Origin of the sequence: Chryseobacterium sp. Tr-659 (assembly GCF_011752975.1) — a bacterium.
Classification (GTDB): Bacteria; Bacteroidota; Bacteroidia; order Flavobacteriales; family Weeksellaceae; genus Chryseobacterium.
Map to the genome: position 1 here is coordinate 105976 of NZ_VWWP01000008.1, position 26779 is coordinate 132754.

Genomic DNA, 26779 nt, shown 5'->3' on the forward strand with positions numbered 1-26779 from the left:
AATGGGAAACAAAGGAAAAATAGAAATTCCGTTTGAGGTTACTGATAAAGGTAAGGTGAGGTTTGATACTTACGGATATATAGGTTATGCCGAAGATTTGGGATTCAGAAGAACTAAAATCTTTGAAGTTGAGCATCTTGTCAGAATACAGAATAATATTGTAGGGATCGTCAGTAAATCGGACATCATACAGACAGCACTCGAATATCTTGACGAGAATTTTGATCAGGAATCAGAACTCGAGTACGGAGTAACCAAATATGAAATCAAAAATGCTTGGATCAATAAAGCACGGCCGATTTCAGAAGATGCAACATTATCGTTTTTGCGATATGAAGAGCTTAAACCACTAAGGGATACACAGGAAATAAGCTATTTCTGCTACCAAAATACAGTGGTAAAAGTACAGGCAAAAACTCTCGAAACTGTAGATTATGAGGATTTAGAACATCATGTTTTTTACGATCAGATCATTCAGAGGGGTTTTAGTTATAATGAGCCTTGTTTGGAAGAGTTTATTCCATTTAGAGCGTTTATACACAACGTTGCGGGAAATATAGAAGAGAGAATTCTTTCATTCGAGGTAATGATTGGCTATATGCTTCATACATTCCAAAATCCTGCACTGGCAAAGGCGGTGATACTGCTTGATAGTATTGTTAATGAGATCGGACTGATAGAGGGAGGAACAGGAAAATCCTTGTTGGTAAGAGGCTTAAGCTATATGAGGTTTCTGTGCAATATTTCAGGAAAAGATTTTTCCAGCAGTTCCGGTTTTGCATTCCAAAGGGTAACGCCTTTCACCAGTATTGTAGCCATTAATGATATTAAAAAAAATCAAAATTTTGAGGGATTCTTTGGCAGAATAACAGACGGGTTTACCATAAGCAGGAAGTACAAGCATGATATTTTTATCGCATTTGCGTATGGTCCGAAAATGATTATCACAAGCAACTACTATGTAAAATCTCCGTCAGGAAACAGTACAGAAAGGAGGAAACATGAAATTGAACTGTCAACTCACTACGGAAAAGATTTAACAGTTTACGATGACTTCGGACATCACTTCTTTGATGAGTGGAACGAGAATCAATGGTTAGGGTTTGACCACTATATGCTACACTGCGTTAAGCTGTACCTTGAAAAAGGTTTGATAAAAGCGCCTCCTATCAACTTAGAGTTAAGAAAACTTATTAGCGAGGTTGGACTGGAACTGATGGAATTTTTAGATCAGATATTACTGACCAAAACCAAGCTTCATAAAAAAGAATTATTTGCTGAATTCAGGAAAGAATCAATAGGATCACGGTATCAGCTGAGTTTGAGAGGATTTACCATAAGGCTTAAAAAATATCTGGAATATAAAGGTATAGGCTATGTAGAAACTCCGAGTAATACTAAGGTATTTGTTGAAATCATTACCGCAAAGCCTGATGAACAGTTGCTTTTAACGATCAATGATGTTAAGACTGACTACAAAACCGTTGATACTCCTAATAAAATGACACGATTAGTCAATCATTTACAGAAATTTTTCAGTACTGATAATAGCACCAAAAATTAACAATTAAAATTTAAACAATGGCAAAAGTAATAATAAAACAAAAGATCCTTGTCATAGACTTGGAGACTACAGGATTAGACCCATTTACACACCATATAGTGAGTGTTGCTATATCTGGTGAAAAAGGAAAGGGATTTAACATTGTTCTCCCTTTTTATAAAAATAAAGCCAAAGCTAAAGAATTCTTACAACCAATTTTACCGATACTCGAAGATGAAACGATTACAAAAGTCTTTCATAACGCGAAGTTTGATTTAAAATTTTTTCATCAGTACGGGATTGAAATTAAAGGTGAAATCAGGGATACGATGATTTTAGATTATTTCTTGGATCCCAATCGTAAAACCCACGGATTAAAGGAAATTTCAGAGTTCCGCCTCCATTATCATCAGATTTTCTTTGAAGAAATGAGGAAAGGCAGGGATATTACTGAGGTTCCGAAAGAAGAGCTGACGAAATATGCCTGTGAAGATGCAGACCTAACCCTGCAATTGTATCATTATTTAAATCAACAATTAAATCACAACTAAAATGGATATAGCAATCAATACATTAGAACATCAATTAATTAATGTTCTCGTTAAAATCGAACTCAATGGTGTAAAAATAGACATCAAAAAATTAAACGGTGTAGAACATCAGCTATTGAACCGACTACATACGACCACCGAAAAAATAATGGAGGTTGCAGGAACGGAAATCAACCTTAATAGCAATGAACAGCTGAGTACTCTCCTTTTTGAAACGTTGGAACTTCAACCGAAAGTTACTTCCAAAGGTAAATCAGGATTGATTTCTGTTGATAAATCGCACTTGGCAAAACTTAAAGACGACCACGAAATAATATCCCTCATCTTGGATTACAGGAAAATCAACACTTTGTTAAGTTTCTGTAATCAATTGAAAGAAGCTCACCCAAAAACAAAGAGGCTTCATTGTAACTTAAATCAGATAGGAACGGCAACAGGACGATTTAGCTGTAGTAATCCGAATTTACAGAATATTCCTAATGTAAAATTAAAGGACAAAGACAACGAAATTGATGAACTTAAAATTATCGCTTCCAAGTTCAGAGAGGTTTTTATTGCTGAAAAAGGATGTGTGCTGATTGGTGCGGATTACTCACAGATCGAGCTGAGGGTAATGGCAGAAATGAGTCAAGATGAATATTTATTGAAAGCCTATAATAATGATATAGATATTCACAGATTGACCGCTTCTAAAGTGTTCAATTGCAGTAAAATTTCAGAAGTAACGGAGGAACAAAGGAAAATTGCCAAAACAATCAACTTTGGACTAATCTACGGAATGTCAGCGGTAGGTTTAGCGGAATCTCTTACAGCAATTACAAAGAAACATCATTCTAAGGAAGATGCTGAAAAAATGATGTCAGATTATTTTGCTCAGTTTAAAGGGGTAAAATCCTGCTTGGAAGGATTAGTAGATTATGCAGATCATCATGGTTATTCCAGAACTCTATTCGGAAGAACCAGACCAATTCCTCAGCTCGCTTCTAACGATATGGCAATTCGTGAAAAAGGGAAACGCCTTGCAATGAACTCTTCTGTACAGGGAAGTGCAGCCGATATTATTAAAATGGCAATGGTGAACTGTGATAAAGCCATTGCAGAGAAAGGTTTGAAGTCTAAAATGATCCTTCAAATTCATGATGAGTTGCTGTTCGAAGTTCCCGAAAATGAAGTGGAAATCGTAGAAAAACTTATAAAATATGAGATGGAGAATGTCGTAAAACTTTCTATACCTCTTACAATAGAGCTTGGTAAAGGGGCTAATTGGGCAGTTGCCCATTAATAATATTAACAATTAAATAAAATATCATGAACCACAATAATTTATACAAAACGCAGGTAGACTTTATATCTATAAAGGTAGATGGACAAGAAGCATTAAATTTGAACTGGGATAATCTTATTGATCATCCTACTTTACGTAACCAGTATACATTAATTGAGAAAGTTAATCCAAATTACAAAAACTTCTCTCTTTATGTTAAGAGCTCTGGAGAGGTTCTGATTAACCTCAGCATTCCATATTTTTTATTCGGACATAATTACCATACAGTAGAAAATGAAGAATTGCAGGATTTTAATGTTATCATTAAAAAGATTCTCGGGATAGATATTAGAAAATCAGAAGTCATTGAACTTGAGTACGGAGGGTACTGTAACTCAGAAATAAGTACTGAAGAATTTCTGAAGAAAATTTTGAGGATGCATAATCATGATCTTATTTATTCAAAATCCTATATGAAGATGTTTGAAGATAAAAAACAAGGTATTTGCTTCAAAATATATGATGCTGTTGAAAATGCGAAGCAAAAAAGAACTTACACTGCTGAACGTTTTATTAACGAACATATTATCAAATATGAAATAAAAGTGAAAAAACCTGAGATAATTTTCAAAAGTAAATTGCTGTTCGAAACTCTACTTGTAGAACCAGCTCAAAATTCAGCTTTAGTTCAACTTAAGAGAATGCTTACTAAATTAAAAAATCAATTGGTTCTACCTTACGAGAAAAAAGTAGAACCCGTAAAGTATGATTTGATAAATATTATTTATACAGCATTGAAAAATATTGAGAATCATCATCCTGAAAATATATCAATATTTAAGCAACTAATGGATGTAATTGATGAGAGCCCTTTGTCTTCTTCCCAAAAAAGCAAGAGAAGAAAAGCAATTCAGAACTTGGAAGAGGAATATGACTTTTTACCATTCTAATAATAATTTTAGCCCTAACCGTTGTAGCATATTAAGATTTAGGGCTAAAGTTACTACAACAAAACTATGTCGCAAGATTCACAGTTCGCAATCTAAAAAATTAAAATAATGGCAACATTTAAATTTATCCTGAGTAAGCTTGATTATCAGAAGAAAAAGAAAAGTCCTGAATCCCTTCTGATGCTGAGGTATACTCATAAAAAGAAAACAACTCATTTTTCAACTCATAAGAATATTGATGAAAAATATTGGGATGAAAGAACACAAATGGTAAAGAGAAGTTATCCTGGTTCTGATAGGTTTAATATTTACATTAAGGGGATTCTTCAGAAAGTAGAAGATATTGTTAATGAAATGCTGATAAAAGGAGATGATCCGACCACAGATTACGTGAAATCTATCTACAATTCTAATAAGAATGGAACGGAGAAAAAGAAGCAGTATACTTTCTTTGAATATGCTGAAAAATACTTAGAAAATGGTAAAAATCGCCTTACGACAAGTACAATAAAAAGCTATCGTACTGCCTTGAACAAGCTTGAAGATTACCAAGAGTATAGTAGAAATAAGCTAGACTGGATGAGCTTTGATATTGATTTCTATTATGACTTCATGGATTTTTATACAGGAATTGAAGGCTTGACAAATAACGGCTTCGGGAAAATCATCAAAAACCTTAAAGCAATAATAAACTCGGCAACTGAGGACGGCTATAATACTTTTACAGGCTATCAACACAAAAATTTTAAGACCGTAAGAGAAGATGTTAACAATATTTACCTCAGTGAAGATGAGATTTCAAAACTTTTAAAATTAGATTTAAGTAATGATAAAACAATGGAAAGAACAAGAGACTTATTTGTATTTGGCTGTTATACAGGGTTGAGGTTTAGTGATTTCAGCCAAGTGAAGCAAGAGCATATTGTTGGTGATATTCTCAGGATCAAAACAATCAAGACGAGTGAATGGGTGAATATTCCGATTCTTCCAGCAGTGAGGGAGATCATGGATAAGTACAAAGATAATCCGAATAATCTTCCGAAGTCCGTATCTAATCAGACAATGAATAGGAATCTGAAAGATTTAGGGGAAATGGCAAAAATAAATGATAAGATTCTAAAAATTAGAAATAAAGGTAAAGAAAGGATCGAAGACAATCTCTTAAAATATCAGATGATTTGCACTCATACTGCTAGGAGATCATTTGCCACCAATATGTTTAAAAGGGGTGTTCCTACTCGGGTAATTATGAATATAACAGGACATAGGACTGAAAAAGCATTTAACAGCTATATAAAAATATCGCAGGATGAAAACGCTGAACTGCTGAAAGAATATTTTGATAAATCGGCATAGTTTAATTTACTAGATATGATTTGAAACCTGCTTTTTAGCAGGTTTTTAATTGTTAAATAGTTATTTTTGATAAATGTAAAATTTCATATAATTATGCAAGAGTATTACTATTATATTTTCGTTAATGGTGTTGATAGTGAATCTTTGAAAAAAAGCGAACTACCACAAATTCGTAAGCTGAGGAAAGATTTTGAAATGATTCCCCAATTTACAGACAGTGATGAAGGAGAAGGACCATTTGATTCAATAATAGATTTGAAGAAAAGATCTATTATTTTTTCCAAAATAAAATTACAAAAGCATAAAGAGCGTGTATTGGCAAATAAAAATATTAAGGAGATTGCAAACTTTGTTAAGATTCCTTTTGAAAAATCCTATGAATTGACTTTTATTAAGGCATTCCATCATATAAATGTTGGAAAGATATATAAGAAGGAAGTTAAAGGAGTACATTTTTTTAATCCTGATAGAATAAGAATATTAGAGGTTTTAGACAAGAATGAGGTAACCGGAGTTTATTGTGCTAGAATAAGTAAATATGATAGTAACATTGATGAATGGATTGAAAAGAGTGAGCCAACCCATTTTTTTCCTGATGATTGGACTCTAGAAAAGCTATTTTCGGAACTAAATTATGCTTATGAGAATAAGATTCATCAAGATGGAAATATATATTTATCAGAAACTAGAGATCATATTAAAGTTAAATTGATTATAAAAGAATCCGAGATCATAACTATTTATCCATTATTAGATTAATGAAAGTTGTTGAATATAGTTTCTTTCAGTGTCTTTTTATTACAGAGGAAGGCACTCAAAGAAACGTGGGTTTATTTGTTTATCATTAATTAATGTAAACATTACACTTAGAAAGAAATACGACATAACCTCTTGTTAAATATCGTTTGCAAACATTTTAGCATTTAACATGGCGAAGTCCCTCAATAATTTTTGATGATACAACAGGAATTAGCAGTAATCCTATGTGTTTAAAAATCGAAGCAATAAATCATGAAATTTTCTTTGTAGTAAATGTTTTCGGAGATGTTCTACTTGATTAATGACTTAAGTTGATATAGATTCCCAATTGAAAATTTCCAATTGGAGAACATTCCTTAAAATCGTTCATAATATTTTTATTTTTTAAATTTTTCATTGATTTATAATGAATCAAGAAGAATTACTATTTCAACTTCAAAGGATTATTAAATGATGATTGATGAGCGTTCTTTTGAAAAAGAAAGCGAAGCGGTTTACCGCTTCAGGTTATCTCTTTAATTAAAGTTCTTAATTAAAGTCTTTAATTATATACTTAAATATAAGTGCAAGATTGGTGATTTTGAAATGCATTTTTGGTAATAATGAAATGTAAATTTGATGATATTGAAATGCAAAAATGGTTAAATTAAAATGCAATATTAGGTGGATTGAAATGCAAAATTGGTGATAAAGCCGTACTGTTACTCCCTGAAAATATAGTCTTGGTAGTCATTTTATCTTGGAGGAGCTAATGATCCCCCGTGATTCCAACAGAGAAACCGAGTAGTACAAAATAAAAAGAGAACATAAAGTAGTTGACTACTTTTCGTAGCCCGTAGTAGGATGTAAAAGAGATGAAATACGAGGAGAAAAACTAAGGAGCAGTCCTAAAAATAGTAGTAGTAAAATTAGAGAGCAGTGCAATGAAAAAATATATCAGGAAAGATAATGAGTTAATAGATCCTTTTATTGAGGATAAGATGAATAAATTAACGGTAGAAGTTCCTTTTGAGATTCTATCGAATTCGGAGTTATCACTTAATGAAAAACTTTTGTTGGGATTAGATTTCTCTTTCAAAAGTAAACTTGGATTTAACCAATTAACAAATAAAAATGTAGCAGAACTGTTCAGCATACACCCCAATATTGTTGGAAATTGCAGAAAAAAGCTTGTTGAAATGAACTATTTAATAAGACAGGGAAGAAAATATTTCCTGACGGACCACTATAAAAGTGCTGAAAAATCAGAAGAAAATCACGGAAATATTGAGAATAGGTACCGAAGAAATATCAAAATTCCTTTTGAAATTTACTCTAACACAGCTTTAAAAACAGGAGAAAAGCTTCTGTGGGGAGAGTATAATTCAATTAGTAAAGGAGAAAAAGAGTATTTTGCTTCAAGAGAGTATACGGCAAACCGCCTCAGTGTAAGTGTTGAAAGTGTATCGAATTGGACGAAATCTCTATATGAAAAGGATTTATTTGAGGACTATGTGATTATAAGTGGATATTGTTCTCATCAAAGAAGAATCATTACCTATCGCTTTGATGATAAGTAAAATTGAAGTGCGAAACTGGTGCTTTGAAGTATATTTTATATAACACAATTTTTATCTAAATAGATCATCTTAAAATTACTTTTGGCATCAAATATCCAAACTGAAATAATAAGTGATTTTTGAATAGAGAATATAGCTAGATTATTTTTGTCCGGCTTTATTTTCAAAATATTGTTCAGGAAGAAAATCTTTTGGTGAACATTCAAATATTTCTGCAAGCCTGTTAATATGAGAAAGATTATACTTTGCTCTTGATTTATAGCTTTCCACATCTCCAATAAATCCTATGGATAAATCCAAAGAATAAGCAAGTTCTTTCTGAGAAATCTTTTTTTTTAATCTCATTTTTCTAACTACATCAATAACATATTGTTCAATAGGCTCTAAAAGCGAATTCTCTTCCATTCTATACATTTAGAGCAAAGAGAACAATTGCTGTAAAAATATTCACACGTATATATACGAGTGTTTGTGTTTTTTTATAGATATTTGTAGCAAATTAAATATTACAAACAATTATGAGAAAAACAACTACACAATCTTTTGTTCTGCTGATTGTATTAAATCTTCTTTCCTGTAATTCCAAAGGAAACAATTCACAGCCTATCCAAACCAGTCCGTTTAAAATTACCAAGACTATCAAAAGTAGTTTTGAAAGACACGGAGATTCTTACCAGTACAATTTCATAGGAGAAGCTCAAAATAATTCTACCAATATTTATGATGATGTTTACTCCACTTTAGAGGTTCAACTTGAGCTGGAAAATGGAAGTATTATTACTGAAAGAGATTACTATAGTGGCATGTTTACTGGTTTTGGAGATACTGAAAAAGTATGGAAACCTAACCAGATGAGGAAATTAGATGACCGCGGAGGCTTAGAATCTGACTTTATTCCCGCACATTATAAAGAATATAAAATCAAAAAAGTAGTAGCAATCTTTGATTTTAAAGCAGAGGACATTATTAATCACACCAAAGATACTTTTACTGATACCATTGATATTACAAAAAAATGGAACGCCCTACAATAATATTACTAACAACAAATAAATTATGAATCTTAAAATTTACACTATGAAAACAAAAACTATGAAAGCTATCATCTTGGGATTATGTGCACTTTAACCAGTTGTTCAAAAATTACTGATGAAGAAATCAATGAATCGCAAACGTCGATCACAGAAAAAATATTTGCATTCAAATATGTAGATAACGGAACAAAAAGTGTTGTTTAGCTTAATCCTAGTAATGGTAGTGAGATCAAAACAATAGCTAATCTAGGAAATCAATATTTAAGAATTGCGAAATATTACAGTATTACTGATGAAATATTGGGTGAAGTAAACGAAGATAACACTAAAAAGTTTTACAGAATAAAAGTTTCTGATGGAACAATTTCTAAGTATAACTACAATGGATATGATGATTTTATTATAGGAGGAAATAAGCTATATGCGTTTAAATACAATAATAACAATAATAGTATCGTAGAATTGGATCCAACCACTGGTACAGAAATCACTATCTTAAAATCTGTTGGAATCAATTATCTTAAGAACTTTGTTTTCTCACAAAACACAAATACCATTATCTGTGAAAACAATACAACAAAATCCCTTTATAAAATCAACATTACGAATGGGAATACGGAATCTTTTAACTATTATGGGTATGACAATTTAGCTATTTCAAAAAACGGACAATTATATGGATTTAAATACACTACCAATAATAACCAAATCGTAGAATTGCATACTTCGAATGGTAATGAAATAAAAATGATTAAATCAATTGGAAGTAAGTATTTAAAGAGTATGCTCTATTTAAATTCTACTAATGAGATTGTCGGAGATTTAATAACTGATTCATCTACATGTAATTACTTTAAATGCAAAGTTTCTGACGGTATTTCAAATGAAAACACTTTTGGAAAATATGATTACTTTATTTTTTAAAAATTTAAGTATCTTAAATCATTTAAAGAAATTAATTCTTTGTCTATATATGATAAGCCCTCTTTAAAAGGGCTTTTTTGATTAATATAGTAACAGTCATTGTGATTCCAATTTTGAAGATATGTTATTTGTGTAACATGATTGTTATATTTGATGATGGATAAATACTTATATTTATATGGATATAACAGAATTAAAATTGAAATTTGAAATACAGTTAGCAACAAATGTATCTGAAATGGAAAAGATTCGTTCATTCAGACAGTTGAGGCTTCTATTAGATAAATATGGTTATTTTGAGGGAGCGAAGAGATTAATAAATGGTAAGGAAACGTTAGGACTAAGGGATTTAATTTTGGCTGATAGAGTAGATTTGTCAATAGAATATTTGGCTTTATTAGAAGAATTTCATCCTTTATTTAGTGAAGATGAATTAAAAAAATGTAAAAGAAAATTAGACATTTGATTATATAATTAAGCATTTTTATAAAAATGTAAGATAATAAAATATAATGCGACAAGTTTTGTCGTTGAAGAATAATACCTTGCAGTATAGAAGCATTAATATTGAAGTTTTATAAACAAAATTGAGTTTTAAATATTTATTTGATTTTTAGATAATTGTAATCTATTTTCAAAACAAAAGCTTTTTTATTAAATTTGTTAAAAGATGGTTTCTTACTGTGGAGTATAAAAAGTAAATAATCAAAAACTAATCAAATGAGTGAGAAGAAATATAATATATTTATTAGTCATTATGTAAAAGATGATAAACACGTTCAAACCTTAAAATCTAAATTAAAAGATAAAGGATTTGGAGTTAGAAACTTTTCGGTTGACAGTACAAAACATCATACAGGAAGACGACCTTCAGATGCAAGAATAAGAAGACTTTTAAGTATAAGAATAAAAGCTGCTAGTACTTTTATATGTTTGATTGGCAATGATACTCATAAAAGAAAATGGGTGGATTTCGAAATTAAGAAAGCGCAATCAGAAGGGAAAAAAATTATAGGCATATACACACATGGGAATAAAGACAGTGTAAAAATACCTGAAGCATTGCAGAAATACGGTAATTCAATTTTGGGATGGAATTCAATTGATAAATTGGGAGAGGTTATTACAGGCAAAGAGACAATTTTTGAGAATTCAGATGGTTCATCTTATTCTAACGTATTCGAAATAAATAGGGTGAAATGTGGATAAATGTATTATGAAGATTTACTCATATGTAGTTGACCATGATTTAGGATTAGCGCCAAATCCTTTTGGTAATTATTGCACATTAGCTGTATGTAAACCGAATATTAGGAAAAGTAAAAAACTAAATATTGGAGATTGGATTGTGGGCACAGGTTCAAAAGCTTTAGAAAATATAGCAAAGCGACCTTATATCAGCTATTTGATATACGCAATGAAAATTACGGAGATTATTCCATTTGAAAGCTATTGGGAAGATCCTCGTTTTCAATATAAAAAGCCAACTGTTAATGGATCTTTGGTAACGATGTATGGAGATAATTTTTATCATAAAGTAGGAGATAAATGGATTCAGGAAAATTCAGCACATTCTAATTCAAATGGAAGTGTAAACGATAAACATTTGAAAACAGATATAGAGGGTAAAAATGTGTTGATTAGTGATAGTTTTTATTATTTTGGGAATAATGCTCTAAAAATTCCAAATGAATTTTTAGAAGCCTGTCATACAGGAATTGGGCAAAAGATAGTTCCGGAGAGTATAACAGATAAATTTATTGAATGGTTAATCAATCATAAAAAAGGTATTAATGGGGATCCAATTAACTGGAAACAACACAGTAACTTAAAAATATTAATTTAATATGGCATTTTTAGGATCAGAGAGTTTAAAAAACTTATTATCCGGATCATCAATAATTCTGGATGATAAAGGTGATAGTTGTTATGATGAAAGTAGAGTAGAGCAAGCATGTTATGCATTGTCACTAGGTGTTGAGGCATATAGAACTGATAATAAAGATCGAAAAATTGAGAATTTAACAGAAATAAATAGAACTGTTGAGATTAATCCGGGACAGTTTGCATTACTGATGACTAAAGAATTTGTAAATGTCCCTCAGGATATGTTAGCATTTATATCTATTAAAGCTAAAAATAAACTAAAAGGATTAGTTAATGTTTCAGGTTTTCATGTTGATCCAGGTTTCAGGGGAAGACTTCTTTTTTCAGTATATAATGCTGGTCCATCTACAATAACCTTACAAACAGGGGATCCTTACTTTTTAATTTGGTTTACCGAATTGGATAAGTCTACTGAAGTGAAAGATCAATATAATGAAAAAGAAAATCATCACCAAGGACAATCTACAATAAAATTAGAGTATATAGACGCTTTAAAAAGAGGTGAACTAGCGTCTCCTAATGCCCTATTGGAGAAGATAAATAAAAGTGAGGATTTGCTTAAACTGGCTTTAGAACAACATTCCTCTACAATAACTCAAAAAATTTCTAAAACTGAAGATTCATTACAAAGAATAATTTGGATTGGAAGTATAGTGATTGGCGCAGCTATTGCTATAGGGCTGAAAGTATTATGGGATAATGAGCAATATAAAAAGGGATATATGAAACGAGTGGAAGATGAAAAGGTAGCAAAAGAAATTACTAAAAAGGTTAGTGATTTTACGAAGGATACTATATATTTGCATAAGATAGATAGTTTGATTTCTAGTAGGTTACAAGAACAAAAACAGAAAGATGTCAATAAAAAATAAATTTCATTATACAGACGAAGGGATTCCATTCTTAGGTATTGAAACAATACCTAACGAATTTGTTGTTGATTTTGTGGAGATTAATGAAAAAGAATATCCTCAAGTGAAAGTATCAGTCTCTAATTTACAAGCAGGAGACATTATTAATGATAATTCTTATATAGACGACGGTTACAGATATCACGATGTTTTTCATTATACATTTGCTACATTATTGGGTTGGTCACCATGTACACGAGCGATGCTTAAAAGAAAAAGAAAAAGTGATAAATTAATTGATAGAGTTGAGGATGGTGCTAGAGCAATTATAACAGAAGAAGCAATATCTCTTATGTTATTTAATAGTGCAAAAAAAAATGATTTTTATTCTGGAATGAATAAAGTAGATCCTGCAATATTGGAGTTGATTAAATTAATGACCAATCCCTTTGAAGTAAAAAACAAAACTATTGATGAATGGGAAAATGCCATATTAAAAGGTTATTCATTATTTTGTAACTTAATTAAAAATAAAGGAGGTAGAATTAAGTTTAATACTTTAAATAAAACAATTGATTATCAAGTTATATAATATACTGATAATTACAATTTTAATATTGCTGGTGTAACCAGCATTTTTAATTTATGAATATTTATACTAAACGCAAACGACCAACAGCTTCGAAAATTTTTGATACTTACTGGAGGTTTGCATACGAGCGTCAAAATATATTTTTTAACAGAATTAATAAAATAGCTCCATTAACGAATGATGATATTTTAAATAAATATAAATTTACAAATGCTTATAGAGCATCGGACAGGGTAAGTCAATATCTTATAAATGAGGTGATATATAAAGAAAATAATTTTTCAGAAAAAGATTTATTGCTGAGAATATTGTTATTCAAAATTTTCAATAAAATTGAAACTTGGGAAATAATACAATCTCATTTAAGTAAAATAGATCTATCAAGTTTTTCTTTTAAAAATATAAGTCAATTGCTAGAAGAACAAATGTTCATGAAGAACTCAATTTATTCAGCAGCTTATATCATGGCATCGGGAAAAAGTTTTTACGGATTTGACAGAAAACATGACAACCACTTAAAACTATTAGAGAAAGAATTAATTAAAGGGAATTTATTCGAAAAAATTAAGGATTCTAAGTCTATTGAAGAAGTCTATTTAATTCTAAAAACATTGCCAACATTTGGAGAGTTTTTAGCTTTTCAGTTAACGATTGATATTAATTATAGCAATATCATCGATTTCAGCGAAATGGATTTTATTGTTGCTGGTCCTGGAGCAAAAGACGGAATCCATAAGTGTTTTTCAGATTTTGGAGATTATAATTATTCTGACATAATTAAGTACGTAGCTGAAATACAAGAAAAGGAATTCGAAAGATTGGGATTAGAATTTAAAAACTTAGGAAATAGAAAATTACAGCTGATAGATTGTCAAAATTTGTTTTGTGAGACAGATAAATATTCAAGAGTAAAGCACCCCGAATTTATAGGGAAATCAAAAAGAATTAGGATTAAGCAAACTTATAAACCAAAAGAAATTGCTATTAAATATAATTATCCCCCGAAATGGGGGATAATTATATAACTTAGCGGATAAACTATTTTTTTGCTAACCATTCTTTTAAAGGAGTAAGGGTATGTCTGCCATTGGATAAGGGTGTTTTAACATAATAACCCTTAGAAATATAACTTCCATTTACATATTTATTATCTCCATTTTCATAATCTATGTAAGGGTAAATTGATAGATATTCAGACCCTCTAAATGATTTGTTTGTTCTATTAATAGGGATTAAAGCTATATGTTGAATATATTTAGCAGCATCACCTAAGCCAAGTTCCCAATTACACCATTTGGAATTAATCGCATTTTCAGTTGCAACTAGAATAAATTTATCTGCAATTTTTATTTTTTGTTTTAACTTATGTGCGGTTTCTGCATTAGTATAAGCAGGCATATTAGGATCCATCCAATCAACATATACATTTATTCCTTCATTCTCAAGGAAGCCCACTACATCTTGCAAGATCGTATATTCGTCGTGTTTGTGAGATAAGAAAATCATTGGTTTAGTCTTATCTCTAGATTGGCTCTCGTTAAGATAAGTTATATTATCAGCAGAAAAAGTTTTTGTTCTCGATCGATACTGTGAAAGTTCAGATTCTGAAATAAAGCTCATTATTAGTCAAGGTTTATGTGGATGTTATACAATTCTTTATTATTTTTAATTTCTATAGCTTTATCTATATATGTATTATATTCGGATAAAAACATGAAATCATCCCATTTAACCACTTTAAAGAAAGAGGATTCATTGCTTACATTAATTTTTAAACCATTACATTCTCTATATTCAGGTTCTTTTATATTAAATGTATTATCCTTCAATATTTTAAATAGTCTGTTCGTATGGTGTGTTGTACAATTGCATTCAGGCTTAGAAGTGTAATACCAAGTGTAAGTTCCAAGCTCATCGGGGAGTACGATACCTAATATAGCATTCATCTGCTTAGTATGGCTTCCTGAAGGGATTGTTCTTAATGAGTATGAAACTTCCCAAGGTATCCATTGATCTTTTTCATTTTCACTGATTTTCATTCCTTTTGAAATTAAAACGATAGTAACAGATGATTGCCTAATTTTAGATTTTAAGGATGTTTCTATTGTTGAGTCTGAGAAGTCTGCTAGGCTTTCGCCATCTTTTTCTCCTAAATTTATATGCTCATTACCAATCTTATTTTGTAAAAGATCAACATAATCACGAACTCTCGTTTTTCGAGAAATATAGCTAAACGTATTAAGGTCTAGCTTTTTTTTATTTAAATCTTTTACTAACTCATCTGCATATTTATATGAAACAAATATTTTTCTGCCCATTATCTTGCGATTTTTTTTATGATAAGAATGATTTCGTTTACTGATACCTCTAGATTATTTTTGTCGATAGATAGTCTTGATATATCCCTATAGATTTCTTCGGTTAAATTGTACTTTGTCCAGTCTCCAGATATTTCATCGAAAATTTCTTTTGCCATAAAGCCTGTATAAGATAGAGGAATTGGTATCAAACCTTTTTCAACTGCAATATCAAACTCTCTTTTTACACCACCCGCATTTATGATATCATCACCATCATGTTTATTACCAAAAACAATCAATGATATACCAGCTCTTGATATCATATTTTGTCTATATTCTTCCCATAGTTCTCCTAAATTTTTACCACCTGAAGGAAATTGAGGAAATGGTTTCAATATTAATTGGCTTTCTGAGAATTTTTTAGGATTTGAATATATAGCGTCTAAAGCTCCATTTATTACGGCACTTCCTATACCTAAGCCAAAGCCATTCACAATATTTAAATTATTTTTAATAATTTCTTTCGATAATAAATGAATAAAACTTTGAGCTTCTTGTTGTGTGAAATCACCGTAATTGATAGCGCTACCGGAAATAAAAACTGAATGCGAGTTGTATCTCTTTTCGATTTCTTTTAATAATAGCGTTAAATCTGCATAGTTTTCAATTAGAATAGTTTGAACTCTATATCTGCTTAGCTCTTTAATAAATAGCTCTTGTTTTATTTTTTCGTATTCGAATTTTTCTGTGTTATTATCCCAGTCACTTAGCGCAGTCTTTTTCATAATGCAATAGTGATCTTTGCTTTTATCACTATACCTATGTGTAAGACGCCCAAATATATAGTTAATGTTAGGATCGGTAAAACTAAAGCCAACAAATAAAAAAGATTTTGTTATAAGCTCTGAATTTAAGATAGAGATAAATGGTTCATGTGTGTAATAGTATTTTTCGTAGTCTTCTTTTAATAGAATAGCTTTACTTGGCTTATCTTTATCACCATGCATTTTATAAAGAATACATGATCTATTACCTTTGTTTATGAATAAATCATCAACCTCGCTTTTTACATCTATTTTTTTATGTATTTTTTCATGGGCATCTTCAATTAAATCATCATAGTTTGTTGTCCAAATTGTTGAAAAAGGAAGCCTAGCTATAATGCGATGATTTTCAGTTTCAACATCAGAATCAGTAAACTCATCTACTATTTTTTCATCTATTTTGTTTCTATTATTATTTTTATTTTTATGAAATTGAGCAACAGAAATTAAATCTGCTTCTTCATCAATTCTTAAACCAAGATCTCCTGCAATATCTCGCAGAAGCCCTTTCCAATCAACGAACCCAGCAGCTTTTGACATGCCCGCTCCCAAAAAAATTGTTGCGGTACCTTGTCTTAATTTAGAAACATAATCATTAATAAATGCATTAATTTCGGGTTTATTAAAATCCATAATTTATAGTATTAGTTTTTATTTTCAATATAATAGTTGAACCTATTGTATATATAATAGTTCAAAAGTATAAAAAGTGTATTAAGATATAATACGGATTTCCGTAATTTCAAAAGATTAATTACATATCTCCATATGATTACCCATTAGATTATTATAAAGTATAATCTCATTACATAGGTACCATAAAATACATATGATAAAATAATATTTAAAACTATTTTACAAGATCTTGAATATTCTTAGGTGTAAGCTTAAAGTGAGGTATAAGTAAGTTAAACTGTTTTTTATCTCATTATAACAGTGTTACTCTTTGAAATTCACTTTTATTAAAATTATTCGAAGTAACTTATTGATTTCTACACTATGTTTAAAATAATTGACCTGTCAAGTATATTATATAGCTTTTTAAGGATAGAGTATTTATTCAACTAAAATTTTATTTCTGAATTCATTAATTACAAATTTCCAATTGCCTTGTCTCTCTATTTCTGTAATTTCTTTTACTTTTCCTTCAATATATAGATCATTGTCAATTGAAATGATTCTTCCTCTTAAGGAGGCATGAAATTCACTTACAATACTAGATTCCCAATCACATGGTTTGATTATTATAGGAATTATTTTTTTTCCTAATGTTTTTGCTTTTTTTACCTCAAACTCTCTTATATATTTTGTATTAAGAAATTTTCTACTTATCAAAGCTATCATATAATCACATTCTTCGAGCTTTTTTTGGATTACTTCTTCTGAATTATCTCCTAATTCAATTTGATTACAATTGAAATCATCAATTTTACCTTCATCTCGTAAGGTTATTAAATGATCAACCAATTCTTCTTTATAGTCTTCATCGAACTTTGAATAAGATATGAAAATTTTTTTCATAGCGTAATTTTTTTTATTGGTTAAAAATATCTTGAAATCTGATTTTCTATAAATCTGATTTTCATAAGTAATAAAATTTGTTTTATGATTATTTTCCGTTTTACTATTATGATTAATAATTTCAAATGGTATATAATTTCCGTTTGGTGTAATTACCATTTTATGAAAATCATAGCTTTGAATACAACTTTCAATAAATTTGCAGACATCTAAAATGAAATCATCAGTAACAGAGTTATTATACTTGCTTACTTTAATAGTAGGCTTATTTTCATCGATAGCAAAACAAATATATATAAGCTTTTCAGAATTTTCTTCCTCGTAAAAAATCAATTTATTTTTCCATAAAACGTATTTCCATACATTTTCGTTGCTTTCGAGACATAACTTGTCAAAATATTTATTGATTATTTCAGATAAAATCGAGGTATGAAAATATTCATGAAATATATATATAATCAATGGTTTTTGAAAAGAATTTAAAAATAGTTTTTCTGTTTGTGATGGCTCTTCTTTAAGATGGTTAGGAGCAAAGAACCATTCATGATTTGTCATCTTGAAAATTAATTTATGTTCAAGCATAAATGCTAGTAGATAATCTATTTTTGATTTTGAAAAATCATCATCAAGCCAATCTATTGCTTGTGCTCGTGAAAAATATCCTTCTGAATTTTTAAAAGTTAATTCCTTGTTTTCTTTATTCTGACTATTATATGTTTTTTCTTTCTGATTTAAAATCGTGTAAATCCATTCTGTAAATTTTTCAATATCAATAATTACTATATTTTTTATAGAATGATTTCCCAGTTTATTTTTTAAATCTTGGGTAACTTTAAAATAGTAACAAGCCAGAATGCTATGTAAACCATTAAGTAGTGAATTTAGCTTTTCGTCACTATATGATTTTATTTCATTTTGTAATAATTTGACTTCCTGAGTTTCTAAAATTACTCTTTTCTTTTCATTTTCAAAAATTTTAGCTAAATCATTGTCAATTTTTAAAATCTTAGTTTCTTTAACAAAATCATATGAGATACTATTTATAAAAGTACTTAGCTCGTTTTTATTTTTAAAGAAATTGTAGTTTTCAAATCCTTTAATAAATTTGTAATTTTGAACTAACATTAAATTGTTTAACCATTCTTTTTGATTTCCGTTCTTAATATTTTGAACTATATATGTTTGGAATGAAAAATCGTCAATAAGACTCCCAAATTTAGATTTATAGTTTTCCTCCTTAAGATTTTTTTTTAAGTATTTGAAATTGATACTGGACTTTTTAATAAAATTATCTACATATTCTTCAACTGAGTAATTAAGCCTTTCTACTAATAATTCAAATTTTTCCTTTAACTCTTTATCAGTTGCAAATTGTTCACTTTTAAAATTTATAAGATAAAAAAAATCTTTTATTCCTGATAAATCTATAGAATTTAACTTTGATAGGTTTTGTATTTGTGAAAAGATTTGAATAAGATTGTGTTTATAAGCGTATTTGTTTAGACTGCCAAGCCAGTAATTTAAAGGAAATAAAATTTCGTTATGATTATTAAAATTTAAAATGTCCTTTTGCCCATTCCCCCAAATTAAAATATATAATGATTTCTCATCAAAAAAAGAATGATGTGTATTATGATAATAATCTTGTCCACCGAAATCATAACCTTTAATTTCAATATCTTTAATCTTAAAATTAAAGAAATTAATACCATGTGTTGAATCACCGTTTGCTTTAGCTGTCCCTGATAAAATATCTGCTAGAGTTGTCTTTCCAACTTGTGTGTTACCTAAAAGTATTAACTTAATTCTTTTAACCGTAACCGTATCTCCTTTAAAATATCGATCGAAATAATTGGCAATTTCTCTTGATTTTTCTCCTTGATCTTTAATTCTTATTATATTAATTAGGATTTCATCTAAAGGATTATCATTTATATTTATTGTATTAATATCCCATTTGCTATCGTTGATCCCTATTTTTTTTATAATATTAATTATTGGACTTAAATCTTTTATTTTATTTGCATGTAAATCAATTGATTTTATTTTTTTTAAATCTTTTATAAAATCTACGCTTGTTAGTTTATTATTACTCAAATAAATTTCTTCGAGGTTTTCAATTTTTGATAAACTTTTTATATTAGTAATTTTATTGTTATTGGCATGAAGGGTTTTTAGTTTAGTAAGATTATCTAAATTTGTGATACTTTTAATTTCGTTATTGCTAATATTCAAAACTTCTAAATTATTTAGTTTATAAATATTAGAAATACTTTTAATTCTCCATCTATTCCAATGACTACCTTTTTTCCAATCTCCCCCAATTATTAAAATTTTCAAATTCTTTAGTTTTTTTATTAAAAAAGGGATGTTTGATATATTATTAGGATAACGACCACTATTTTCAATTTTATTCCATTGTCTTTCACTGTGATCATATTTTGCATATTGATTACTTAAAATCAGTTCTTCCACCATTTCATTCTCAAATAATTCAGGTAAAAGAGATAAATCGGTTAAACCATGATTTCCTAAATCCAATATTTTTTTATCACTTATCCTAATTGTTTCCTTTGCCAAATCTAGATTATACTGAAACCATCTATAGATAGAATTTTTGCCATTAATTGCTGCTGACATAGGAGGATATTGTAATGGATTTTCTAATATGTCTAAAACTCCTATCTTATCATTTTTTAGTGAAAAATATAGAGGTGTAAGGTCGAAGATCTTATTATCTCTTAGAAGTAAATCTGAGCTTACTGTGACTTTATTTAAGGCTGAAATGTCATCAATTTGATTACTTGAAATATTTAAATTTTCCCAACTTTTTATTTTTGATAAGCTTGAAATATCAGTAACTTTATTGAAGCTTAGATCTAAAGTTTTTAAATTTTTAAATTTTGATAAAATGGATATATCAATTATGTTATTTCCACTTAAATGTAAAAGTTCAAGATTCTCAAATAATTCTATGTTTGAGATATTTTCTAAATTGTTTGAATACAGCCAAAGCTGCTTTAGGTTGATTAGATTTAGTTTAGGAATCTCTGTTAGAGAGTTATTTTCTAGATATAAGCTCTCTAAATTTTCTAAATCATCGAGTGGTGTTATATCAAAAATTTTGTTATTACTAAGATCTAGGGACTTTAATTTTTTAAAATTTTTTAAAATTTTAAAATCTTGAATTTGTGTTGACTCTAAAATCAAATGTGTAATAGAGTTTGCAATTTTCTTTAATCCATTCAAGGTTATTAGAGAATTACCTTTTAAATTTAGCTTTGTAACTTCATTTTTTGAATTTACACAAAAGGTGTTTTCATTTTTATAAAATTCATAATAATTGTTGTGCTCGTCCTCACTAATTTCACTAATTTTAATTTTATAATATTTCTCTATTTCTCTAATAATTTGATTTTCCACGTTAGTTTTTACTTTATTGTAAAACTATTATTTTTTTATTAAATTAACTTAATTCTTGACTAGGATAATATTTAAAATCGGATTATTATTTCACATGAAGATTTTAACACGCTTAAACCCATCTACATCCACAGCACTCCACATAGCTCCAATATTTTTATAAATAGCTGATATAAAGTAAATATAACACTGTCTAATGCCACATAAATACACGGAGGACATTACAGGTGGGACCAAAGAAAATCAACCGCTTACATAATGTGAGCGGTTTTTTTATTATAATGTCTCGTCCTGAAAAAGGTTGATTAAAAAATCACTAAAACAGTTATATTTTTTTAATGAAAAAAATTATTGACTATGTAGAGAAAATGATATTTTTTTATATCAATTCTACAATTTCTTAGTGATTGTATCAGACATTCGGGGGATGAATTTCAGAAAGTTATTTTAGAAAAACAAAGGGTATTCGAATTTTTCGAATACCCTTTGTTGATTATTTTCCAAAGCTAATGGAGTTATTTACCGATCATATTCAAAGCTGAAAGATGCGCCTTTACCGGCCACTGCCATTCCTCCATGGGTTGGCCCGGGGTCGGTTACACTTGGTGTAAGAACAATATTTCCATTAGTATTAATTGTGACCCTCCACAACGTTTTTGAACCAAATTCCAGAACATTTTCGATGACTCTGGTGGAATTGGGTCTGCAGGTAGAAGGAATATTTGCCATACTATTGCTGTACCAGTTGAGATTATTAGGGGCAATCATACTTATATTCGCTTTAAAATGCCCGGAGCTTGGCTGGGTTACAAAAGCACTGGCCCCAAGTGTGATTCCATTTAAAGAGGCTATATCACAACCGTTAAATACACACGGATTGCTATTGGCCGCAATTTGACCATTGGCATTAATATCATCAATAGCCTTTTGATCAGCATCTGCCTGGCTGATATCTGAAGAATACTTTTTGGCTTCTACTACATACGTATAGGTATTTGATACAGCATCCGGAGGACAATTTTTGATAAAGGTCTTACTTTTTTCAGCGCTGTAAAAACACGGTATAGCATTCGCTTTAGTTTGCCCGTTAGTATTAATTTCATCCAAAGCTTTTTGATCGGCGTCTGCCTGGCTGATATCTGAAGAATATTTTTGGGCAGGTACTATATAGGTATAGCTTGCTAACCCTCCCGGAGGACAAGTTTTAGTAAAAGTCTGGCTTTTTTCTGTATTAAAATAAAGACAGACTGAGTTGGTATTAGCTGAATTTTGTCCATTCATATTAATATCATTGAGCGCCTTATTGTTGGCATCTGAAACAGAAATTTCTGATGTATATGTATTAGCAGGAACTACATACGTATACATTGTTGCTGTGGTTCCCGATGGACAATTATTTCGGATGAAACCTTGTTTTTGTTCTGTACTATAATAAAATAAATCGTAAATAAAAGTGAAATTGACAATTGAAGACGGGCTATTCGCAGCATTTTCATAGAGAAACTTCAGGAATATGTCTCCATTAGGTTCAACAGATACATTCCATACCCTATTTCTACTGGTAATCTGCCCGTATCGTTGCGTAGCAGGTACACAGCCTCCTGTTATTTTTCCAACCTTTACTCCTTGAGATAAGATGGTTTTTACGACAAGATCATCAGCGATAAATATCCCATCAAAAGTTAATTGTACTTTTGAAGAAGAAATTTTAGAAATCCCTACAGACCAATAAGGAATAGCATCTGAGGAACTGAAAGTACAAGTGGCAGGTATACAATTACCAGATAAGTTTGCCTGGGACTGACCATTATTTTTTAGATCAGCTAACGCTTGAAAATAGGCATCATCTTTACTAATAGTAGAACTGTATTTCTTTTCAGGGACAACATATAAATATCTGTCTCCCACCAGACCATTAGGACAGTTATTTTTGATAAAATAACCGGACACTTCATCATTATAGAACAGTCCACTTGCAGGTTGCTGAAATTTATACTGATATTCTCTTAAAAGCTCATTCTCTTTTGAAACAACTTTTTCAAGTTTATTAGTACTTGCATTATATTTATATACCTCTCTGATTCCGCTGGAAGGGGTTATGCTGCTAACACCTATCAGAGGATTGTGGGTATATGTTGTTGTCTGATAATTAGCCAGTGACGGGTTTTTTCTGAAATTATCAAGAGCAGTACTCAACGCCTGTTCTGTGATATCATCTATATCTGCAACAGATTTAGTCTGAAGGTCAGTAATAATGTTAGCCATACCGGGTAATGCCAATAAAGAGAGATAGTCTATACCTTCTATTTTGGCGATCGGCAGAGTTTGGTTGTAACCCCATACAACACTTACATTGATTCCGGATTTTGTATGATATTGCAACAGATTTCCCTTAATATCATATTGATCATAAACCATTTCATTTTCTGATGTTTCAGAAGAGCTGTTAATGGTGTTCAGTAAAATAGATTGAACCTGCTTTGGTAAAAGTGTAGTATGGCCGCTCCAGTTGCTGGAATAACTCATTTTTGTTTTAGAAACAGGAATATCGTTTTTATAAGTTGTGGTCTCTAAAGGAATACTTAGTAAATTTTTCTGAATAAGATCTGTTGAACCAGGAATGTCATTGGCATATTTATAAATAGTTTTTAATTTTGCCTGATCCGTAGAAGTTGATTCTTTAGATAGAAGATTATTCGTTAGGTTCGTATCATAAGAATAATCAGTTTTTGTTTTTATTATATTACCATTCAGAAAATCCGTTGTTGTTGTGGAAGTAAGACGTTGCTGATTAAGATTGATCTTATAATAACGATTGTACATAAGATGTTCGAATGAACCCCATGTTACAAACTGATCTTTATTCTGGAGTTTAATCGTATTGTATTGGCTTTCAACTGTTTTTACGGGAATTCCCTGTTCTCCCATATAGTTGATCTTAAGCAATTTCCCTCTATAATACCCATAGTCCACATAGGGCAGGGTTAAATTTCTATAAATCTCAAAATCCGGAATAGTGCTGGAAATATATTCTTTTTTTATGACCTTGTCCGGCAAAGCATCCGGAATACCCTCTATATCTGAAAAATAAGACTTTTTATAAAGCTTATTGTTCACCCATTCGTTTACCTGTGAATAATTGACAGGATTGCTGGTGTAGGTATTGGGATTTAAACTATTGATGTATTCAGTTGGCCTTACAATATTAAGGACAGGGTTAAGAATCATATCCAGCTGGGGATAATCCAGATAAACATACGAAAAAAATGAGTTGTTGATACCACTGCTTTTTCCTGAAATAGATCCGTCATCCGCATCTTTATCATAATTGAAATCACGGATGTTTTGATTTTTTCCGTCGAAGTCAATAATTTTCTTTATCCTCGCACCTCCGGTAGTTCCTGCCTGGTTTTTAAGATATTGTAAAAAATGAGAATTAATATCTCTCCAGATTGTTTTTGAATATGCATGAGGCTCATAATAAAAAGAAGAATATCCGCCGGTAGGATAATCTATTTTTCTTAAGAGAGCAACATCATATAATTCGGGATTAGGATTTCTTTGGTCTCCGACAATATCCGAGGTAAGTGATGAATTATTGAAGACATAACTTGGGGTAAGATAATTGTTTTCCGGCTTACCGTTCCAATATCCCCAAAAATCAATACCATGGGTGGTATGCTCCGGAAGATTGGAAGTTTTGTAATAATCAAAAGAATATTTTTGATCTCCATCCACTACAGAAGACAGAAAGAAATAATCTTTCACTCTGTTGTAGCTGAAGTTAACTGCTTTTACTTCTTTATTTTGATTATTATATACCGATACTTTATTTAATTTAAGAGATTTGTATCCGTATGCAAAAGGAGAACCATAATGATCAACATAAGATGTATAGGCTGGGAACTCCGTATAATTAAATAATATGGTGGCGACATTGTCAATAGTGATTTTTTCAGGAAATACCTTTTTTACTACATTCATACTTGTACCCCCTTTAAACTCATTCTCGGGGCCGGCGTAATAGTTAGTCATGGTTTTAGCAGGCTTTATTTCACGTTTGCCGGATACATAAAAATTTAAATCAAAAAAAGCTTGTTTTAATCCGTTAGGATTTTCACTAAGGTCTCTAGGAGGGAAATAATTGCCATGACAGAAGGTGGTCCAGTCAGAACCATATTTTTTATTCTCGATAACAATCTTTCGCCCATTCATATATTCAACCTTAGTTAGATACCATGACATGATCTTCACATTGTAAAAAGGCGTATACATCGGGGTTTCGCCTAAAAGTCCTAAATCATATGATATTTCCAGATTATCAGTGTCTCCTCCAAAATAATATTTATTACCTTTTCCATCAGTAATCACAATCTGGGAAGGGTCAGGCTTACAGATGCCGTTAGGATCAGCTTGGATGGAAAGTCCCGTTATATCTATTTTTAGATTAGGATCATTAGATACCGCCACAGGTTTTAGATCTATACCAATATAGAAATAACCAGATACCCCCATAAAATTGAAATTAAATTTATCCGGTTCTAGTTCATAAAACCTGGCGATTTTTTGTTCCGGACTTAAATATGGAAAATAAGTATAAGGAGGAGTAGTATGTAAAAGAGTTCGTGGATATTGTATATCAAAGATGTCCTGATTGGTCAATCCTAACCCTGCAACAGCCCTGGCTCCCGCAAGATATCCCCCTCCGGTATTATCCCCTTCCGTAAACTGGCTGTGTTTTACATCATCCGGAAAATTTCTGATCGTGCGGGTAATAGCTCCTCCATAGTTGAGGAACCAGTCCAGACCTACATAATTAGATTGTTTGGCAGGAATAAATCCTGAAGAATTATAAGCTAAATTGATGTTGAAGTTTTCGCCGGTTCCCGGTATTTCAGTAGAGTATACCGGAACACTTACGTCAACACTTCCGGAATAAAGATTAACCGGAGTATTTCCGAATCTTTCCATTTCATAACTCTGCGGAGATTTGATGTCAATAGTCTTGGTTTGGAAGTCCGAAGTTTGCCCATGTACATTATAAATCAGTAAAGAGGCACTTAAAAGTAGTATTCTTTTCCAGTTTTTATTTACGCTGCTATTGTTGATTTTTGCTCTAAATGGAGCGGTTGGTTGTATTTTAGGTTTCACTAAAATTTTGTTTATCATGGTATTAGCTTGTTTAAAACTTACTTAAACTTAATTGATTGCGGAAAAATGAACTTAATTTTCATCATTCCCTGTAAGCAATGCAAAAATAAAGCTTTTTACTTCAATTCCTTTATTTTAGTAAGTCTCTGATCTAAAAAATAATGTGCTGAAAAAAGTAAACATTTAGAGTAAACAAAAATGGGATTATTGGTCCAATGTGATGGCTTAAATTTCCTATGCATAACATTAAACATCTGTTTAAAAAACCATAAGATATATTTAAAACTCAG

At 30.3% G+C, this 26779-nt stretch carries 21 protein-coding genes; 15 read left to right on the forward strand and 6 right to left on the reverse strand.

The window, feature by feature from the left end; translation table 11 throughout:
* Position 1 precedes the first annotated feature (1 nt).
* The 7 genes from F3J23_RS16930 (at position 2) to F3J23_RS16960 (ending at position 7982) form a co-directional block, all read left to right on the forward strand.
* Positions 2-1564: a primase-helicase family protein gene (locus F3J23_RS16930; protein WP_167031699.1), complete on the forward strand. Its 1563-nt coding sequence runs from the start codon at positions 2-4 to the stop codon at positions 1562-1564.
* Between the two features lie 17 nt (positions 1565-1581).
* Positions 1582-2094 (forward strand): ribonuclease H-like domain-containing protein, encoded by a 513-nt coding sequence (locus tag F3J23_RS16935; protein ID WP_167031701.1) that lies wholly within the window; start codon positions 1582-1584, stop codon positions 2092-2094.
* A 1-nt stretch (position 2095) separates the two neighbouring features.
* A complete protein-coding gene (locus tag F3J23_RS16940; protein WP_167031703.1) occupies positions 2096-3376 on the forward strand; it encodes a DNA polymerase in 1281 nt (426 codons plus the stop codon).
* A gap of 26 nt (positions 3377-3402) precedes the next feature.
* Complete coding sequence (locus F3J23_RS16945; protein ID WP_167031705.1) at positions 3403-4308, forward strand: hypothetical protein; 906 nt, start codon at positions 3403-3405, stop codon at positions 4306-4308.
* Positions 4309-4416: 108 nt separating this feature from the next.
* Positions 4417-5664, forward strand: coding sequence for a site-specific integrase (locus F3J23_RS16950; protein ID WP_167031707.1), 1248 nt, complete (start codon positions 4417-4419; stop codon positions 5662-5664).
* Between the two features lie 93 nt (positions 5665-5757).
* Entirely contained in the window at positions 5758-6423 is a 666-nt protein-coding gene (locus tag F3J23_RS16955) for an EndoU domain-containing protein (protein WP_167031710.1), read from the forward strand.
* Positions 6424-7346: 923 nt separating this feature from the next.
* Positions 7347-7982 carry a hypothetical protein gene (locus F3J23_RS16960; RefSeq protein WP_167031711.1) on the forward strand — a complete coding sequence of 212 codons (636 nt, stop codon included), beginning with the start codon at positions 7347-7349 and terminating at the stop codon, positions 7980-7982.
* A 141-nt stretch (positions 7983-8123) separates the two neighbouring features.
* Here the strand turns inward: F3J23_RS16960 and F3J23_RS16965 are convergent, their stop codons facing one another.
* Positions 8124-8387: a helix-turn-helix domain-containing protein gene (locus F3J23_RS16965; protein ID WP_167031714.1), complete on the reverse strand. Its 264-nt coding sequence runs from the start codon at positions 8385-8387 to the stop codon at positions 8124-8126.
* A 113-nt stretch (positions 8388-8500) separates the two neighbouring features.
* On the opposite strand from F3J23_RS16965, the gene F3J23_RS16970 reads away from it, so the two are divergent.
* The 8 genes from F3J23_RS16970 (at position 8501) to F3J23_RS17005 (ending at position 14295) form a co-directional block, all read left to right on the forward strand.
* Positions 8501-9016, forward strand: coding sequence for a hypothetical protein (locus tag F3J23_RS16970; RefSeq protein WP_167031716.1), 516 nt, complete (start codon positions 8501-8503; stop codon positions 9014-9016).
* A gap of 300 nt (positions 9017-9316) precedes the next feature.
* Positions 9317-9940 (forward strand): hypothetical protein, encoded by a 624-nt coding sequence (locus F3J23_RS16975; protein WP_167031718.1) that lies wholly within the window; start codon positions 9317-9319, stop codon positions 9938-9940.
* Positions 9941-10118: 178 nt separating this feature from the next.
* A complete protein-coding gene (locus F3J23_RS16980; RefSeq protein ID WP_167031721.1) occupies positions 10119-10406 on the forward strand; it encodes a hypothetical protein in 288 nt (95 codons plus the stop codon).
* A gap of 254 nt (positions 10407-10660) precedes the next feature.
* Positions 10661-11149, forward strand: a complete 489-nt coding sequence (locus F3J23_RS16985; protein ID WP_167031723.1) for a TIR domain-containing protein — start codon at positions 10661-10663, stop codon at positions 11147-11149.
* A 7-nt stretch (positions 11150-11156) separates the two neighbouring features.
* Positions 11157-11786, forward strand: coding sequence for a hypothetical protein (locus F3J23_RS16990; RefSeq protein WP_167031726.1), 630 nt, complete (start codon positions 11157-11159; stop codon positions 11784-11786).
* Between the two features lies 1 nt (position 11787).
* Positions 11788-12699, forward strand: a complete 912-nt coding sequence (locus F3J23_RS16995) for a dCTP deaminase domain-containing protein (protein WP_167031727.1) — start codon at positions 11788-11790, stop codon at positions 12697-12699.
* Positions 12683-13270: a nucleotide pyrophosphohydrolase gene (locus tag F3J23_RS17000; protein ID WP_167031729.1), complete on the forward strand. Its 588-nt coding sequence runs from the start codon at positions 12683-12685 to the stop codon at positions 13268-13270. Before F3J23_RS16995 ends, F3J23_RS17000 begins: the two co-directional genes overlap by 17 nt.
* Before the next feature lie 53 nt (positions 13271-13323).
* Positions 13324-14295 carry a nucleotide kinase domain-containing protein gene (locus tag F3J23_RS17005; protein WP_167031732.1) on the forward strand — a complete coding sequence of 324 codons (972 nt, stop codon included), beginning with the start codon at positions 13324-13326 and terminating at the stop codon, positions 14293-14295.
* Between the two features lie 13 nt (positions 14296-14308).
* Here F3J23_RS17005 and F3J23_RS17010 read toward each other — a convergent pair whose 3' ends face one another.
* From F3J23_RS17010 to F3J23_RS17030, 5 genes are all read right to left on the reverse strand, one after another.
* Positions 14309-14890: a toll/interleukin-1 receptor domain-containing protein gene (locus tag F3J23_RS17010; protein WP_167031734.1), complete on the reverse strand. Its 582-nt coding sequence runs from the start codon at positions 14888-14890 to the stop codon at positions 14309-14311.
* 2 nt (positions 14891-14892) lie between these two features.
* Entirely contained in the window at positions 14893-15588 is a 696-nt protein-coding gene (locus tag F3J23_RS17015) for a TIR domain-containing protein (RefSeq protein WP_167031736.1), read from the reverse strand.
* Positions 15588-17027: an SIR2 family protein gene (locus F3J23_RS17020; protein ID WP_167031739.1), complete on the reverse strand. Its 1440-nt coding sequence runs from the start codon at positions 17025-17027 to the stop codon at positions 15588-15590. Before F3J23_RS17020 ends, F3J23_RS17015 begins: the two co-directional genes overlap by 1 nt.
* Positions 17028-17450: 423 nt before the next feature.
* The gene (locus F3J23_RS17025) at positions 17451-21338 is read right to left on the reverse strand and encodes a leucine-rich repeat domain-containing protein (RefSeq protein ID WP_167031741.1); all 3888 of its coding nucleotides are present in this window, start codon (positions 21336-21338) and stop codon (positions 17451-17453) included.
* Positions 21339-21857: 519 nt separating this feature from the next.
* Positions 21858-26507, reverse strand: coding sequence for a DUF5977 domain-containing protein (locus F3J23_RS17030; protein ID WP_167031743.1), 4650 nt, complete (start codon positions 26505-26507; stop codon positions 21858-21860).
* Positions 26508-26779: the final 272 nt, after the last annotated feature.